Here is a 15856-nt window from a genome sequence, read left to right on the forward strand (position 1 = left end):
GCGGGCGTCGCCGCGCAGGCGGGCTAGCGCCCCGCGGCGTCGCGGACGGTGACGGTGGACGTGGCCAGGGTGCGGCCTTCCCCGTCGACGAACTCCACGGCGAACATCTCGTCCCGCTCCCGCGCGGCGTCACCCGCGACGAACACCCTCAGCTGGTTGACACCCTCCGCGGTCAGTGACAGCTCCCCGGAGGGCACCTCGACGTAGTCGCCGGGCGCCGACGCGGTCCCGTCGGCGGTGCGGTACTGCAGCACCAGCCCGGACGTCGGCACGTTGCCCTTGACCACGATCTGAACGGCGCACCATTCCTTCTCCCAGCAGACCGCGTCCAGGCTCTGTGCCAGGCAGTCCGGTCCGCACGGAAGGTTGCCGGCGGCGGACGCGGGCTGCGGCAGCAGCACGATCATCGCGAGGAGAACCAGGGCTGAGGCGCTGAGCCGGCGTGCGATACGAGTCATGGCCCGCACGGTAGGCAGGCCGGGTTGTGGAAAGGTTGTGTGCCTGGCCACCGGCCCTGCGACCGGCGGCCAGGCACGGACCGGGCCTAGTGGAGCAGGCTCCAGCCGCGCAGGTGGCTCTGCTCGCCCTTGACGACGTCCTCGACGACCAGCGTCCACTCGCCCACCTCGGCGACCCCGCCCAGGCGCACCTGGTAGACCTCGGTCAGGTCGGCGGCGCGGTCCTCGGCGTCGGGGGCCTTGAGCAGGTGGGTCCGGCCGGCCGGGGAGACCAGCTCCAGGCGCAGGTCACCGCGGCGCGGGTGGGTGAGGTTGACGGCCACCTCGGCGACCTCGAGGGTGCCCCGCTCCTGGACCTTGGTGATCCACTTGATCGGGCCCGGGTCCAGGATCGGGGGCTGCGGCCACTCCTCCCAGACCAGGTTCCACTTGGGGGTGCACAGCTTCCACGGGTAGCTGTAGGTGCCGACGCCGACGGCCGCCCACGCCATCGCCACGGTCCGGTAGGTGCTGCCGCACCTGCCGTAGAGGTCCGCGGTGGCGGCGAGGGTGTCGGCGCGGGCCTCGGCGAACGTCTCGTCGCTGGTGAAGTAGTTGGTCAGCGCGTGGTACCAGATCTGGGTGGCGCGATCTCGGCCGATGCCGACGACGGACGAGCCGTTGCAGGTGGGGCTGGTGCCGTACGGGGTGGCCCCACTGCCCTCGGCGGCCAGGAAGAAGAAGTGGTTGGCGACACCCGAGGAGAAGTGCGGGTCGAGGTTGCCGATGCCGTTGTACCAGCAGTCCTTGGAGATCCCGTCCAGCGACGGCTGGTACAGGTAGCGCAGCGGGTCGCCGGTGCCCCAGATGTCGATCTCCTCGCCGAGCAGGTAGTCCGGCGTGTCCACGGCGTTGTTCGCGTAGAACTCGGCCATCGTGCCGAGGATGTCGCTGGTGCCCTCGTTGAGGCCGCCCGACTCCCCCGCATAGATCAGGCCGCCGACGGCCTGGGTCACGCCGTGCGACATCTCGTGCGCGACCACGTCCAGCGACACCAGCGGCCGCAGCCCGTTGCTGCCGTCGCCGTAGCGCATCACCTTCTGCGTCGCGCTCCAGCTGGCGTTGGCCCAGTTCACGTCGCGGTGCACCTGCGAGGTGGTGCCGACGCCGTCGTCGAAGATGCCGTGCCGGCCGAGCACGTCGAGGTAGAAGTCCCAGGTGTTGGCCGAGCCGTAGTGCACGTCCACGGCCGCGCTCTGGTTGGTCGCCGGGTTGCCGTCGCCCCAGATGTTGTCGGCGTCGGTGAACGTCACGCACGGGCCTGCGACGGTGTGCTGCATGTCGCAGGTCTTCGAGTTGCCGCGCAGCGGGTCGATCGTCCGGTAGTCGAAGATCGTCTGCGTGGTGCTCAGCGACACCTGGCCACCGTAGATGCTGTGCCCGGTGCCAATGGCCGTGTGCTCCAGCGGGTTGGTACGCAGCACGCGAGGCTCGACGGCGTCGACGACCGCCTCCGTCTCGCCGGTAGCCATCGTCACCGGCAACCGCCAGGCCAGCCGCCCCGTGCCGCCGACCCCGTCGACGATCAGCTGCGGGGTGCCGACCCCGGTCGCCCGCAGGGCGTCCCGGGCCGTGGCCGCGGCCTGGCCGGCAGTGACCCGGGGCTCGGTGCCCACGGCGACCGGCCGGTCCAGCGACACGGAGACCCCGTCGAGGGCTCCGTCCGGTGCCACGTGCACCACGAAGTCCCCGCCCACCACCGGCAGGCCCTGGAACAGCCGGGTGAACCGGACGTGGGCGGAGCCGGTCCGGGTGACCGCGGCCCGGAACACCTCGTAGCGGTCACCCTCGGCGGCCCGTACCGCCGCCGGGTTGAGCCTGATCAGTTCCTGTGCGCGGGCGATCGCCGCGTCCTCGGGTGATCCGGCGGCCTGCGCCGGAGCGGTCAGCGCCACGGCGCTGCCGCACAGCAGCACCGCCGCGAGTGCCATGGAGACCCGTCTCATGACGACCTTCCCTTCCCTGTCAGCCAATGGCCACAGGGGTACGCGGGCGCGGCTGTCACGCGGTTGCGGAAGGGTTGTGCGGCAGGTCCGCACGGGTGCAGGAAGCTGCAGCGATCGGGGGTTACCCGGGGGACCGAGCGGCTGGCATGATCCTCGCCATGACCGAGGGACCCGACTCCGACCAGTACGGCCACGTCCGGCTCACCACCGTGGAGCCCGACGGCCAGTTCATCACCGAGGTGCTGCCCGCGAAGGCGCTGCCGGGCGGGCTGGTGGAACTGCTGGGCAGTCCCGGCCTGGTGACGGGTGCCGCCGCGGGCGACGTGCTGGTCCTGCGGGCGGACGGCTTCCACGTGGTGCGCCGCGGCCCAAACAACACCGTGCAGGTGTACGCCGACCCGCCGCTCGACGAGCACGCGATGGCGTGGCTGGCCAAGGCCTTCGAAACCGTCGGCGGCTACGTCGAGGCCCCGGCGGAGCGGCAGTTCGCCGTCGCCACCGTGCCGACCGCGGCGGGCCGCGAGATCGTCGAAACGATCATGGCGGAGGCCGGCGAGCAGATCCCCGGCATGGAGTGGCAGTTCGGCACGGCCTGACGGAGAGCTGTCAAAGGCTGGTCGCCGGCCGGTGGAGCGCCCGGCGGATCTTCGGATCCCGGCGCCCCCTTCCGGCGCGACCGGTAATAGGTCAGCCGCCGACCTCGGCGAGCTGCTTCAGGGCCGCGGCGGTGCTGTCCGGGTGGGCGTCGAGCAGCGGCAGGCGTACGCCCCGGGTCGGGATGCGGCCCTGCGCGTGCAGCGCGGCCTTGACCACCGTCGGGTTGGGTTCGGCGAACAGCGCCTTGGACAGCGGTGCGAGCCGGTGGCCCAGCGCGCGGGCGCCGATCGCGTCACCGGACTGCCACAGCCGGATCAGTTCGGCGAACTGCGCGGTGGCCAGGTGCGCCGAGGACAGGATCCCGCCGTGCGCCCCGAGCGCGAGCAGCGGCGAGATGAACGTGTCGTCGCCGCCGAGCACGGCGAAGCCTTCCGGGGGGTCGGCCATCAGCGCGACGGTGTCCTCGTTGATCCCGCCGCCGGCGTACTTGACCCCGGCCACGTTCGGGATCACTGCCAGCCGGCGCAGCGCGTCCGCGGTCAGGTACTGCCCGGTGCGGTAGGGGATGTCGTAGACGACCAGCGGCACCGGGCTCGCGGCGGCCAGCCGGGTGAAGTGCGCGATCACGCCTGCCTCGCCGGGCCGCACGAACGGCGGCACCACGGTCAGCGCCGCGACCGCCTCGGGAAACGCGGCCAGCCCGGCGAGTGCTTCGGGGGTGGCCGCGCCGACGATCAGCGGCGCCGATCGCTCCCGGCACACCCGGGTGACAGTCTGCACGACGGACTGCTTCTCGGGTTCGGTGAGCGAGCCGGGCTCGCCGGTGGTGCCGAGCGCGACGAGGCCGGTCGCCCCGTCGTCGAGCATCTGGTGGGCGAGCCGCTCCAGCGCGTCGAGGGCGACCGCGCCGTCGGTGCCGAACGGGGTGATCAGGGGAATGTACAGACCGTGCAATGTCATGCCCTTATGTTGCCGAAGCCGTTCCGGAAGGACCAGTTCCGATTCCTGACGCAACCCGTAAGCTGAGCTGATGCTTGACGTGCGCCGCCTGCGGCTGCTGCGCGACCTGGCCCGGCTGGGCACCATCGCCGCCGTCGCGCAGGCCCACACCTACTCCCCTTCAGCGGTGTCACAGCAGCTCGCCGCCCTACAGCGGGAGGCGGGCGTGCCACTGATCGAGCGCACCGGCCGCGGTGTCACCCTCACCGCCGCGGGCGCCGCGCTGGTGGGGCACACCGAGACCGTGCTCGCCGCGCTGGAGGCCGCGTCGGCGACGCTGGCCGCGGCCCGCACGGGCCTACACGGCACGGTGCGCATCGGTGCGTTCCCGACCGCGGTCCGCACGCTGCTGCCCGCGGCGCTGGTCGCGCTCGCCCGCGACCATCCCGCCCTGGACCTGATGGTCACCGAACTGGACCCGGTCGCCATGCCAGACGCGCTGCGCGACCGCAGCCTCGACGTGGCCCTGCTGCACGACTACGACCTCGCGCCCGTTGCGCCCGATCCGACCGTCGACTCGACGCCGCTGCTCGACGAGACGGTGTTCCTCGCCGTGCCCGAGGCGTTCCCCGTGGACGACGACCCGGTGCGTGCGGCCCGCGACGCCGACTGGATCGTGGGCACGCCGGGCACGCTGTGCCACACCGTGGCGATCCGGATCTGCCAGGCCGCGGGGCACCCGCTACGAGCCCGTCACCACGCCGACGACTTCACGGCCGTACTGGCACTGGTCGCGGCCGGGCAGGGCGTCGCCCTGGTGCCGCAACTCGGCGCGGTCCAGCCGCCGCCGGGGGTGCGGCTGGCGCCGCTGACCTCGCGGCGGCGCACCCGGATCGCCTACCGGCGCGGCTCCGGCGACCATCCGGCCGTGGCCGCGTGCGTGGCCGCCATCCGCACCGCCACCGCCGCATTCCTCGCCAGCCGCGCATGATCCTCAAGCACTGACCCAACTGCGTTGCAGAAGGCGCCCCTGCCCACCACTCACACGACGACGACGGTGTGTGGGCCGCGCATGACCTCGATCGAGTAGTACGTCGGACGCAACCGCGGCGCCCCGTCCTCCTCGATCACCTCGAAGAAGCGCAGCTCGCCGCGACGGTGGACGAGATCGAGATGGTCGAACACGGTCACCACGACGAACTTGCCGTCCGCGTCGAAGGCGACGCCCTCGGGCCGCAGACCGTCGAACAGCTCCTCGCCCACGGTCTCCAGCCGGCCGCTCACCGGGTCGAAGGTGAGCAGGCTCAGCGAGCTCTGCCGGTCGAGCTGCGGATCGCCCCAGGCGAGATGACTCATCCGCAGGTTCGAGGTCACCACGTGGCGGCCGTCGCGGCTGACGGCCAGACCGCCGGGATTGCGGCCCACGACCGCCTCGCCGATCTTCTCCACGGTGCCCGTGTCCGGATCGATGCGCAGGACCGACAGCCGTCCGTCGGCCGGTTCGCCGTCCACCCCTGCGCCGCCGCGGCCCCACAGCACGTCCGTGGTGAGGAAGTGGCGCCCGTCCGGAGTGAAGCGGCCCGTGAAGGGGAACCTCCCGGTCCTGATCGCCGGCCCGAGCGGCTCGATCCACAGCTCCGGCGTACGGTGCGCGGCATACAGGCGCACCTCGTCCCGCCAGGGGAAACAGGCCGCGAACAACTCGCCGCCCGGATGCCATTCCACGTGGGACGGCACCATCGGCTCGCCGTCCTCCCCGCGCGGCTCCAGTACGGCGCCGTCGCCGAACCCGTTCGGCCCGACCGGGACCAGGCGCAGCGACGGGTGGGGCTCGGGGCCGAGGATCGCGAAGACGTCGCCGCACGCGAGCGCGAGCAGTCCGCCGCGCGGGTGCAGCGACACGGCCTGCGGCATGTGCCCGGCCGGGTAGGCGAACAGCAGCTGCGGCTTCGCCGCGTCCCTGATGTCGTACGCCCGGACCGTGCTGCCGGCATCGAGGTCGGTCAGCAGGTGCGCGTCCGGGCCGCGCTGGCCGAGGGTCTCCACGACGTACGCGTGGGCGCCTTCGGCGTCGACCGCGAGCACGCTCGGGGGCGGGGTCACCGAGTTCGACGCGGCGATCGTGCCGATCGTCGGCGGGGTGCCGTCGAACGCCAGGGGCAGCTCGATGACGGTGAGCGTGTCCTCCTGTCCGGCCTCGCGCGGGCCGAGGCTCGCCTGCAGCGGCGCGGACGGCACCGCGTCGGCGTCGCTGACCACCACGATGCGGCGTCCCTGGAACAGCCCCGCCGCGGGCGGTCCCTGCAGCGATCTGGCGCTGGCGAACGTGCTCATGTGCGGCTCCTTCGGCCATGGCGACCGGCAGAGGCTGCTCGGCCATCGGTCCGCAGCGCGCGTATCCGGGCCGGGCAGTCAGCCTGCGCGTTCATGCGCCAGGCTATGCCCGGCCGCGGCGACCCGACCCGGCGTTGCGTGATCTGTGCCGCCCACCGGATCTCTCTCGGCCCATCAGTCACTCGGGGCACACCTGCTTTCGCGGCGGGACCAGCAGCGGCGCACCGCCTAGGGTGGGCAGGTGCGATTGGTGGTCATGGCGGACACGCATGTGCCGAAGCGGGCGCGGGACCTGCCCGCTGCGCTGTGGGACGCGGTGGACGGCGCGGACGTCGTGGTGCACGCCGGCGACTGGGTCGACGTGCCGCTGCTCGACGCGCTGGAACAGCGGGCGAGACAGCTGATCGCCGTGTATGGCAACAACGACGGTCCCGCCCTGCGGGCCCGGCTGCCGGAGACGGCCCACGCCGAACTGGCCGGCCTGCGGATCTCCGTGATCCACGAGACCGGCCCGGCGACCGGCCGCGAACATCGCTGCGCCGCCCTGTTCCCCGACAGTGATGTGTTGTTCTTCGGCCACTCGCACATCCCGTGGGACAGCACCGCCCCGTCCGGGCTGCGCCTGCTCAATCCGGGTTCGCCGACCGACCGCCGCCGCCAGCCCTACGCCACCTACGTCACCGCGGAGGTCGCGGACGGCAGGCTCACCGGCGTCGAGCTGCACCGGCTCGGCCGGTAGGCGGTGGCGACGGCCACCGACGCCGGTATGCCGCCGCCGAGGCCTTCACACGAGTCACGCGCGGGAAGCCCGCATCCCGGCCCGGTCGGGGGTATCACCCTCCAGTGCATTTGCTCTGCACCCATTCGCTTGCTCTGCACCCGCATACGCAACAGGCGCGTGCCCGTTGCGTCGATGGGTGCAGAGCAAGGCTTTGGGTGCAGAGCAAATGCACTTGGTGGGGTTACCTTGAGGCAGCGACACGCAGCGCCCGGTCGTGATCTCCCCTGCCGACGGTGATCCGGCGGACCGGACTCAGCCGGCCGAGTTGGACCAGGACCGGGTGCTCAGGACCAGCCGGTAGCCGTCGGGGTCGGCGATGGTGACACCCCAGCGGTCCCAGTACGGCCCCTGCGGAACCCGGATGCCCCCGGCAGCGGCGAGACGTGCCACAAGCGCGTCGTCGACCGGCCCGGCCAGGTAGAGCACGAGCAGGTCCTCGGCGGTGGGCGCGGGCGGGACGGCGAGGTTGGCCCCCGCGACCAGTTCCAGGTGCCAGGACGCCTCGGGCCAGCCGACCATCAGCAGATCGTGCTCGCCGGGGCCGTCGGCGCGGCCCCGATGCAGGACGTGCAGGCCGAGTCCGCCGACGTAGAAACGTTCCGCGGCGGCGAGGTCGCGGCAGGGTCGGGCCAGGCGCAGCTGCGCCTGCGGGTCGCTGGTCATCGCGGCTCCTGTGCGGTCGGGTGCCGCCAGCCTGCCTGTTCAAGTGCGCTTGAGGTCAAGGTCCGCAGGGGCCGATCCCCGGTCCGGGCGCCGGTGCCGTGGCGCGGGCGGACGCGGGGATCGGCCGGTAGCGGTCAGCGGACCAGGCCGAGGCCCGTGACGGTGCGGTCGTACTCGGTGAAGGTCTGGTTGTTGTACGGCCCGTAGATCCACGTGTGCAGCGAGTTCGCCGCGGTGTCGATCTCGACCAACCGCACCGGACGACGTCTCCACCAAGCACGTGCCAGCACCAGCCACAACAGAACCCGAGGCAACAGAGAGAATCGATCCACGCCTACGTAACGTTCCAGGGCTGGACTACTAAACCTGGCGATCACGCACCTCGAAGCCGCAAAGACCGGATCAAACGCTTATCGTGAACGCCGCAGATCGGTGCCATGATCGCCGGGTCAAGTTCACCAATCCCGCTCGGACTTCAACTCAGTAGGGAATACCACGCTGGTTGGCCAAGAAATACGGGCCTACTGACATTCTGCACTCTGGATCGATATTGAGTACAGCGCAAGATCATTCTGAATGAGCTGAGGCACCTGTCGAGTCCACGAAAACCAAATCAAATCCAAGTGCGACAACCATTTGCCCTTGACCAGCCATGGCTAGAGCGTCAACATTTCGAGCGAAGGCGTGCTCCGAAACAACCTTTCCCGCCGTTAGTTCAAATGTCACAATGTATCTGCCCTGCCCCATTCGCGTTACGGGCTGAGCGCCGACCCTCGTGAGCGCCATTACACTAGGAGCATCCCGGTTCAAGGGCAACATCGAATCCCACACAACTGATGGCGTTTCCAAATCTATCAACGCAAGGTCGCCAGCTTCATCGCCGCCGAGATTTGTGGTCAATATGGCGAACAGCTCCCCTTCACGCCGACCCACCGCCAACAGCTCCACTCCGTACCCACCGACTTCACATGCCGAAACTCGACCGGACTCTGGATGCCATATCGCCATTATTGCCCGCTGCCACGGAAACGACCCTTTCGTGCCGACTACGACGCAGATCCGACCGTTCTCCTCACCTGCCGCGAGCACCCCAACCGAATGCTTCATTCTAGTCGCCCATCGTGGACGCGCTGCCGACAGAGACCGCCGTATGACATCCGCAGTAAGCCAGACCTTAACTTCATTGCCGCCACTGCTACTAGCACTGACGACTGCCGGGCCTAGGTTAAATTGCACCGTTTTAATGTTGTCAATTGACGCTCGGTGACCGCGAACCTTCGCAAGCATTGCCTGGCGCCAAGGATCCCAAAAACACAAATATCCCGAGGCGTCGCCGGTTACCAGAATCTCCGAGTCACCAAAACGTGACGAGGCAATAGCACGCACTGCTGCATTCGTGCGCGGGCTCCAGACCAGCCGCCCAGATTCCGCCTGCCGAATGTCCACCTGTCCGTCAAGGTCCAGGCACGCGACAAGCGCTTCAGAATTTGTCACTAGTGGAACGACATCGCAGATAGCCCGCCGGGTAGACAACCCCAGTTCCCGCGGCCGGAGCACGTCGATGTCGATCTTCCACGTGACAATATCTGACGTCGCAGGCGTGCCAACAACCGCGATCAGAGTGTCATGAATTTTACCTAAGGCAACAGACGCTACTCCGAGCTCCTCAGCCGGATAACGCTGGATCACCGCGCCGCTCTCAAGGTCCAGCAGAGTCAACTCGCCCTTGACGTCGTGCATCAGATTGCCGATATCCCACCTTTTACCGGTCCCAGCCAAGGCGTAGAGTTTAGGCTCCCTAACGAACAACGCTATTGACTGAACTTCTAGATCATCATGAATCGAGAAGTTCCTAATTAGCTTTCGCGTGGTCAAGTTCCACAGCTTTACAGATCCACTCTTGCCACCGGTCACCAAAAATGTCTCGCCTTGATGAACCTCTAGAGCAACACTGTGTAGCGGGATGCCGGATCGTAGAGTAAACCAGCGCTTACCCTGCCTGAGGTTCCACACGGATATTTTGCCAGCCGGTCCCCCGACAGTCACTGCCACTGGCGTCTGGCCAACATATCCACATGCTATACCCATCACCGCCTCGTCATTAAAGAGTACGAAGAGTAATTCGTCGCCTTGAGCTTTTCGCACAGAAAGTCGTCCGACGCTGTCTCCGACCAAAACTAGAGACTCGCCTGTGATGTCAGTCATAGCGACTGACAGCATGAACGCGTCTTCCATACCGGCGATCCTGCGCATTTCACGCTGGCCCAAGTCATATAGCCATAGAAATCCGGGCAACTCATATAAATAGTCTCCCGTTACTGCTGCCACTAAGGAAGCCCCATTGACCTGCGCAACAGCGACGTCGTTTGTTACCATTCCAGCGCCGGTGCGTGGAAAGGCCAGAACTCGGGTCGAAGACTCGAGGTCCCATACCTCCAGGCCTTGGTGAAGTTCGCCCATGCCACCGCAGGACACAACTACCGGCCTGCTGTCCAGTTGTGCACAAGCGGCCACGCCAGAGGCGCGAATGACCGAATGCCGTGATGCGGACAAAGCAGAGCCAACAGCCCATCTAATCTTCCAAGCCAGGCCTTCGTTGAGGTTCCGAAGCAAAGCCACCTGACCGACCTTTGCGGCATCAATTGCTAAGATTCGACGTCGCGACTCCACATTCGTCGTCCGATGATATTGGAGTGACGCAAGATACACAGTTCGTATATCCCTAGCGTGAGCCGATTTTGCGTGATGCAACGTTGTCGACAGTTCCCCCGGATCGGCGGACGAAAGATAGCCGGCGTTCTCTAGCAAGTCATCAAGAACCCCTCCGGCAACGGCATGACGCGCAAGGTAGCTCAACCAATAGGGATGGGCGTGCTCCCAACCTCCGTTCAGTCCGGGCACAACCGTCGCGAGCGCCGTATTGACAACCAACCTTTGATCCGCAGTCTTGTCTCGATCCCGGCGAAGATACTCCGCTAAAGAGGTATGGTATATCCGATAGTATGAATGAGTCTCATCAGGGCAGTATTCGCTCACGTAATACCCGACTTTGTCCATCAGCCAACGAAGGTCCTCGCTTCGATAGCTAGATCCGGACATCGCGTTGGACAAAGCAGGCCAAATAGCTTCCCAAGGTAATCCGCGACCTTCGGCGTAGGCAAGCGGCAAAAGTAGTCGCTCTGCCGTGTCGGCACTGTCCCCTAACCGTGACTGCAAGTCCATACGCATTGCTTCGGACGCGACTCGAGGCAAACTTTCACGCCAAGCATTGTCGTTCGGATCAGCCGATGTCGACTGATTAGCCAACGTGCGCGCAACAATTTGTGCGACAAGGAACGAATTGCCAGCTGCATGGCTAATGGCAGCGCAGATGTCATCTATATAACTAGCTTGTCTGCCTCTGTACGGTGAGCATTCAGAAATGTGCAGAAGACACAGACGCGCATACTCAGTGATATCAGCCCGGCTTGCTACTCGCTCAGCGTCGTCATCCAGATCCACCATAGTGGTGATGTCAGAGAGAGCCGAAGGAACACGTTTTCGCATTCCGATTAGGAGTCGAAGAGGAAGGCCTCTTTGACTCGCTCGAATCAACGGCAGCAGCAGGCTATGAAGCGCTAGATAGTCCTCCCCCGGCTCCCCTGACGTGCCAGTGGCCGACAGCTCATCGAGAGCATCGATCACGACAGTACAGGCGATCGAGCGACTCCAGATCCGCTCGATCAGCTCGTCGGCACTGTCCGCATCGGTGATCTTGCACGCCGCGGATATCGCATGCAGTAGATTTCGCGAGCTCATTCCGCTTGCAAGCACGAAATCGGTTATAGCTCCGATCGCTGGCACGGTGGTTGGCGGAAGATTGGCTATACCCGGAATTTGCGCACGTAGGTCTCGATCACTAAGCGCATATAAACGTGCTAGAACAGCGGACTTCCCGGAGCCGGGATCTCCTGTTACCACTATCGCCGGTCCCTGCAATGGATCACTAAGCCAATTACACAACAGGCTCAATGCGTTGTGGCGACCAGTGAACAACCATACATCTTCCGGGTGAATCCCGCGAGCTCGCGGAATGACATGGCCAGATACGACGTGCTGACGCAGTCCTTCGTACCATGTCGCTCGTTCCGTTGAAATCGCCGTATTCTCGACGTGTCTAGGGTTAGGGAAGAATGACGGTTGGCCCGATGACATACCGACCATATGTACTATGGCAGTCTGCCAGCGTGGACGTTCGGGATCTGCATTGATGACACGGATGATCTCTTCGATCGGTAGCATCCTTGGACCGTATCCAGCGATGGATTGCGCCTTTAGTGCGCGACAGAAGGCCTTGCTGAAGAAGCCGGTCGAGGCTTCTTCAAATGCTCGTGCGGCACACACCGTGACGCTTGCCGCGTTGTGTCTCGACATACGTGCGACGATCTCTGAAGCGCCCGCTCCTGAGTAACATGTATCCAGTATCAGCATGAGATTATTGATATTGCTATCTTTCGTCAACCATTCTGCAAGGTCCGCGCCTGAGGCTGTGGGTTCAGGATCTGCCTGGTCACTTGCATTTAGCAACAACCGGTAGTCGTTCGGATCGATGCAGTCGCCGTGGCCGGCGTAATAGATCACCACCATGTCATCAGGGTGACGCGACGGATCTGATACGAGCTGACGCAATCCCGACCGCAATTGTTCACGGCTCGGGTTTATGCTCACGTCTTGGCCCGAGCGGTCGTCAAGGAGAGGCATCCGGGTGTAGCCAAACTCCGGGGCTGCGAGGGTTCGTTCGATCCGCTGCAGGTCATGTATCAGTTCCGGCCTTTGGTCTGCGTCGTCACGGCCGGGATAGTTGGTGGTAGCAACAGTGATTAGAATCCGAGTAGGTCGACGCCAAACTGCCGGATTGTGTGGCTGCGCGGTGGTTTCCACGAAACTCTCCACTAGGTTCCTGACGCAGGATGGAAAGCAGGACAAGGTTAGCAGACACGACGACCCTCTCCGCGTCAACGGCCGTTGCGGTGATGTGTAGAGATACGTTTACTGGGATACTCAAGCTACTTCTGTATAGCCAGGCTGATGTGGGTGATGATACGTGGCTCGGGTTGTAGCTGTGCATGGAATTTGGCATCAGTACAGCAGTAAGTTCGACATGCGACACGAATGGGCCAACCACCTCTTAGGAGGAATTTATAGCGCGATAGGCGTACGATCGCAAAAACTTCTAGCTGATGCGGAAGTTGAATGTGTATTCTATGGTGATGTTTTCCGGAAGCCAGCTAGCATGTTAGGTCCGGGGCTGGTCACCGATCCCTTTGAAGTGGACCTTCTTATGTCTTGGTGGCGCGCCGCGGCCGCTCATGGTTCGGTTGTTTCTCCAGACGAGCGCACACTGGCTGGTTCAGACATAATCCGAAGGGCGCTGATCGCACTAGCCGGGTCGAGTTTTGTTGGCAAGCGAGCAGATAGCGCTTTAATTTTCGGCCTAGGGCAGGTACGGTCATACTTCACTATGCCCGACTTGCGCGATAAGATTCTTTCTCGTTTTGCTGACGCGATTCAACCAGATACTCAAGTTATCGTTGCCCACTCATTGGGTTCTGTAATTGCGTACGAATCCCTATTTGCACATCCGGAGTGGAGCATCCCGGCCCTGGTAACGCTAGGTTCACCTCTTGCCGTGCCCAACCTGATCCTCAATCGACTTCAGCCGTCGCCTGATGCCGGTCCGCCAATTCGGGGAAAGCGGCCTCCTCAGATCAGGGAGTGGACCAATATCGCAGCCACGAACGATTTCGTGGCACTAAGGAAGAAGTTAGGAGACCACTTTCATGGCAAGATCACTGACTGGGAGATCGATAATGGCGGCTCATTTCATAGCGCTTTGAGGTACTTGAATGCTGAAGTAACCGGTCGGGCGGTTGCGTCTGCACTCGGCTACGTTGTTAGTTGAATTTTATGCTTACGTATGTCATGTGGGCCTTCGACCGAGCCACAAATCGATGCAGATAGCGTTTATGGCCATCGCGTTCAGCGTTCTGCACAGCGGACGTTGTCGAAAGTGAGAAACCACCGATATGAACTCTCGCGGCGACTGTTGTACCGGGATTCACCTACGCGAGTAGGGCAATGCCAGTTCCTATCCTGTGCTGACCGGATGCGTGAGGGTTGCGACCGCCCGATCATCGACGCGCTCTACGCAGGCGCGGCGGGATGCGATCGCCATGTTGAACGCGGGTGTGCTGGCTGAGCAGGTGGTCGGGGCCGCTGCGGGGTTTCGGGACCATGAGGCCGGTGCTGGTATAGGCGGTGTAGGCGTACCCGCCGGTGTGCATCCGGCCGGTGAACCCTTCAGCGAGACCAGACTCGCGCCACGCGCGTGCGTTGTGCTGTTCTGACCCGGTTGTAGCGACACCATGTCTCCCTGACGATCACTCCAATAGCGACAGGACAGACTACGGTTCACCAGCGCTACGGCCCTCAGGCATCGCCAACAGTGTCACACCTGTCGCCGCAGCTCCTTCAGGAACGCGGTACGCCAGGAGGTCATCACCGGCCCCCTCGAGGTGAGTGGCCGCTGCCGGGTACTTCGTGGCGATCGCGACGCCGACATTGGCGTACTGGGCGGCGACTTCGGCGGCGTCGAGCCGGTCGAAGATCGCGCGGACCATCGTAGCCAGCCTCGGCTGCGCCGACTTCGGGACCCGGATGAGCAGGTTGCGCATGTAGTGCGTCCGACACCTCTGCCAGGCCGCGGTGGGCGTCGGCAGCAGCCCGGGATGGGGACCTCTGCGGTAGTGACCACTGTCCGTGACGCGAAGGTTTCCGTGTGAAGGAAGCGCGGTCCCGCTGCGCCAATCGCCCGTAGCGGTGTGGATCTACCGCAGCTGTATGGCGCCGCCGCGCGGTACACCCGGCCGCGTTCGCGGCTGCGATGCCGGGCTCGCCACGCTACGACCAGCGCGCTAGCTTGGGTCCTACCCTGAACGGACTCCGACGCCAGGGCGTCCAATGTGGCGCGCGCGAATGCCCGTAGTACGTTCGCGATACGGCGGCTGTACTGCGGGCACGGGCCAGCAGGATCAGTGCGGGATAGGCCGGCGCGGCCGGGTGCGGTCCAGGCCTTCGCGGTACTCCTCGATGGCCAGGGCGACCTCGGTCCGGGTGCGGGTGTGCTCCAGCCGCGGCAGGTAGTGCACGTGCCTGGCCAGCCCGTCGAGGTCCACGGTGAAGTACATCGCCATGAGCGGGTTGACGAACAGCTCCGTGCCCTCGGTGCGGGCCAGGGTGTGCACGTCGCCGAAGTCGCCGCGCACCGCCGAAGCCACCTGTGTGTTGACGATGCTGGCGGACAGCGGCGCGGTCTGCGCGGCGTGCGCGACGGCGTCACAGTAGGCGGCGGCCTCGGCGCTGCCCGGCGGGATCGAGAACGCGCCCAGGAACGCCCCCTCGCGCTGCAGCGCGGCCAGGTTCTCCAGCACGTGCGCGTGGCAGATGCCGTGGTGGGAGTCGATGCCGAAGCCGAGGCTGACCACCAGTTTCTGCGGCACGGGCAGCCCGGCGACCGCGGCAAGGCTGGTCATGTCCTCCTCGGGCGTGCCCAGTCCGGCCTCGTCGCCGCGCATCAGGATGTCGGTGCCGCCGTCGGCGAGCACGACCGCGTCGATGCCGAGCAGGTCGATGAGCTTGCGGTACGCGGCGCGCAGCGGGCGCACGCCGGTGCGTTCGAAGGCGTACACGACGGGGTCGTGGCCCTGCTCGGCCAGCCAGCGGGCCAGGGTGCGCTCGGGGAAGTAGCGGTCGTTGCCGGCACTGTCGGGGCGGACCTCGGCCAGGCCGGTGCGTACCCAGGACGACCGGCTCAGCGCGCCGAGCTCGCTGACCGCGTAGCTGGCCAGGGTGACCCGGGTGCCCGCGTTGCGCAGGGCGAGCGCCAGGGGAAGTCCGGCGTACACGTCGAAGCCGCCGCCCGCGCCCGCGATCAGGACGTGTTTCGCGTCCCGCAGGCGTAGCGACAGCGGCGGTTCGAAGACGGCGGGCATGTCCGGGACGGTAGTGCGCGGCGCTCAAGCGGGCACCTGCTTATTCGCAAAGCCCCGAGCGAGCACACA

General features: G+C 65.6%; 12 protein-coding genes and 1 pseudogene. 4 read left to right on the forward strand and 9 right to left on the reverse strand.

The genetic code is table 11. The features are described from left to right. Positions 1 to 23 precede the first annotated feature (23 nt). Both FLL47_RS28005 and FLL47_RS28010 read right to left on the reverse strand, forming a co-directional pair. Positions 24 to 458, reverse strand: a complete 435-nt coding sequence (locus FLL47_RS28005; RefSeq protein WP_144123915.1) for a Calx-beta domain-containing protein — start codon at positions 456 to 458, stop codon at positions 24 to 26. Between the two features lie 86 nt (positions 459 to 544). After that, positions 545 to 2443, reverse strand: coding sequence for a M4 family metallopeptidase (locus FLL47_RS28010; protein ID WP_144123917.1), 1899 nt, complete (start codon positions 2441 to 2443; stop codon positions 545 to 547). A 158-nt stretch (positions 2444 to 2601) separates the two neighbouring features. Here FLL47_RS28010 and FLL47_RS28015 point away from each other — a divergent pair, with 158 nt between their 5' ends. Next, positions 2602 to 3039, forward strand: coding sequence for a DUF4265 domain-containing protein (locus FLL47_RS28015; protein WP_186315945.1), 438 nt, complete (start codon positions 2602 to 2604; stop codon positions 3037 to 3039). Between the two features lie 91 nt (positions 3040 to 3130). Here FLL47_RS28015 and FLL47_RS28020 read toward each other — a convergent pair whose 3' ends face one another. Then, positions 3131 to 4000, reverse strand: a complete 870-nt coding sequence (locus tag FLL47_RS28020) for a 4-hydroxy-tetrahydrodipicolinate synthase family protein (protein ID WP_144123921.1) — start codon at positions 3998 to 4000, stop codon at positions 3131 to 3133. A 70-nt stretch (positions 4001 to 4070) separates the two neighbouring features. On the opposite strand from FLL47_RS28020, the gene FLL47_RS28025 reads away from it, so the two are divergent. Next, positions 4071 to 4970, forward strand: a complete 900-nt coding sequence (locus tag FLL47_RS28025) for a LysR family transcriptional regulator (RefSeq protein ID WP_144123923.1) — start codon at positions 4071 to 4073, stop codon at positions 4968 to 4970. 50 nt (positions 4971 to 5020) lie between these two features. On the opposite strand, the gene FLL47_RS28030 is transcribed toward FLL47_RS28025, so the two are convergent. After that, complete coding sequence (locus FLL47_RS28030) at positions 5021 to 6313, reverse strand: beta-propeller fold lactonase family protein (protein ID WP_144123925.1); 1293 nt, start codon at positions 6311 to 6313, stop codon at positions 5021 to 5023. Between the two features lie 241 nt (positions 6314 to 6554). Between FLL47_RS28030 and FLL47_RS28035 the strand changes: the two genes are divergently transcribed. After that, on the forward strand, positions 6555 to 7052 hold the full coding sequence (locus FLL47_RS28035; RefSeq protein ID WP_144123927.1) for a metallophosphoesterase family protein: 498 nt from the start codon (positions 6555 to 6557) through the stop codon (positions 7050 to 7052). Positions 7053 to 7346: 294 nt separating this feature from the next. Here the strand turns inward: FLL47_RS28035 and FLL47_RS28040 are convergent, their stop codons facing one another. The 3 genes from FLL47_RS28040 to FLL47_RS28045 form a co-directional block, all read right to left on the reverse strand. Beyond that, on the reverse strand, positions 7347 to 7757 hold the full coding sequence (locus FLL47_RS28040; protein ID WP_144123929.1) for a VOC family protein: 411 nt from the start codon (positions 7755 to 7757) through the stop codon (positions 7347 to 7349). A 134-nt stretch (positions 7758 to 7891) separates the two neighbouring features. Then, on the reverse strand, positions 7892 to 8014 hold the full coding sequence (locus tag FLL47_RS44820; RefSeq protein ID WP_281286748.1) for a hypothetical protein: 123 nt from the start codon (positions 8012 to 8014) through the stop codon (positions 7892 to 7894). Between the two features lie 310 nt (positions 8015 to 8324). Further along, a complete protein-coding gene (locus FLL47_RS28045) occupies positions 8325 to 12677 on the reverse strand; it encodes a caspase family protein (RefSeq protein ID WP_186315946.1) in 4353 nt (1450 codons plus the stop codon). A gap of 163 nt (positions 12678 to 12840) precedes the next feature. Between FLL47_RS28045 and FLL47_RS28050 the strand changes: the two genes are divergently transcribed. After that, positions 12841 to 13698: a hypothetical protein gene (locus tag FLL47_RS28050; RefSeq protein WP_144123933.1), complete on the forward strand. Its 858-nt coding sequence runs from the start codon at positions 12841 to 12843 to the stop codon at positions 13696 to 13698. Between the two features lie 580 nt (positions 13699 to 14278). Here FLL47_RS28050 and FLL47_RS28055 read toward each other — a convergent pair. Both FLL47_RS28055 and FLL47_RS28060 read right to left on the reverse strand, forming a co-directional pair. After that, positions 14279 to 14506: pseudogene (locus FLL47_RS28055) on the reverse strand (transposase); the annotation flags it as partial. Between the two features lie 321 nt (positions 14507 to 14827). Then, entirely contained in the window at positions 14828 to 15787 is a 960-nt protein-coding gene (locus FLL47_RS28060) for a DUF1152 domain-containing protein (protein WP_144123937.1), read from the reverse strand. Positions 15788 to 15856 lie beyond the last annotated feature (69 nt).

Source organism: Catellatospora sichuanensis (assembly GCF_007483665.1).
GTDB lineage: Bacteria > Actinomycetota > Actinomycetes > Mycobacteriales > Micromonosporaceae > Catellatospora > Catellatospora sichuanensis.

Coding starts and splice junctions, on each gene's coding strand:
- FLL47_RS28005 (WP_144123915.1), bottom strand. CDS start 458: ATGACTCGTATCGCACGCCGGCTCAGCGCCTCAGCCCTGGTTCTCCTC.
- FLL47_RS28010 (WP_144123917.1), bottom strand. CDS start 2,443: ATGAGACGGGTCTCCATGGCACTCGCGGCGGTGCTGCTGTGCGGCAGC.
- FLL47_RS28015 (WP_186315945.1), top strand. CDS start 2,602: ATGACCGAGGGACCCGACTCCGACCAGTACGGCCACGTCCGGCTCACC.
- FLL47_RS28020 (WP_144123921.1), bottom strand. CDS start 4,000: ATGACATTGCACGGTCTGTACATTCCCCTGATCACCCCGTTCGGCACC.
- FLL47_RS28025 (WP_144123923.1), top strand. CDS start 4,071: ATGCTTGACGTGCGCCGCCTGCGGCTGCTGCGCGACCTGGCCCGGCTG.
- FLL47_RS28030 (WP_144123925.1), bottom strand. CDS start 6,313: ATGAGCACGTTCGCCAGCGCCAGATCGCTGCAGGGACCGCCCGCGGCG.
- FLL47_RS28040 (WP_144123929.1), bottom strand. CDS start 7,757: ATGACCAGCGACCCGCAGGCGCAGCTGCGCCTGGCCCGACCCTGCCGC.
- FLL47_RS28060 (WP_144123937.1), bottom strand. CDS start 15,787: ATGCCCGCCGTCTTCGAACCGCCGCTGTCGCTACGCCTGCGGGACGCG.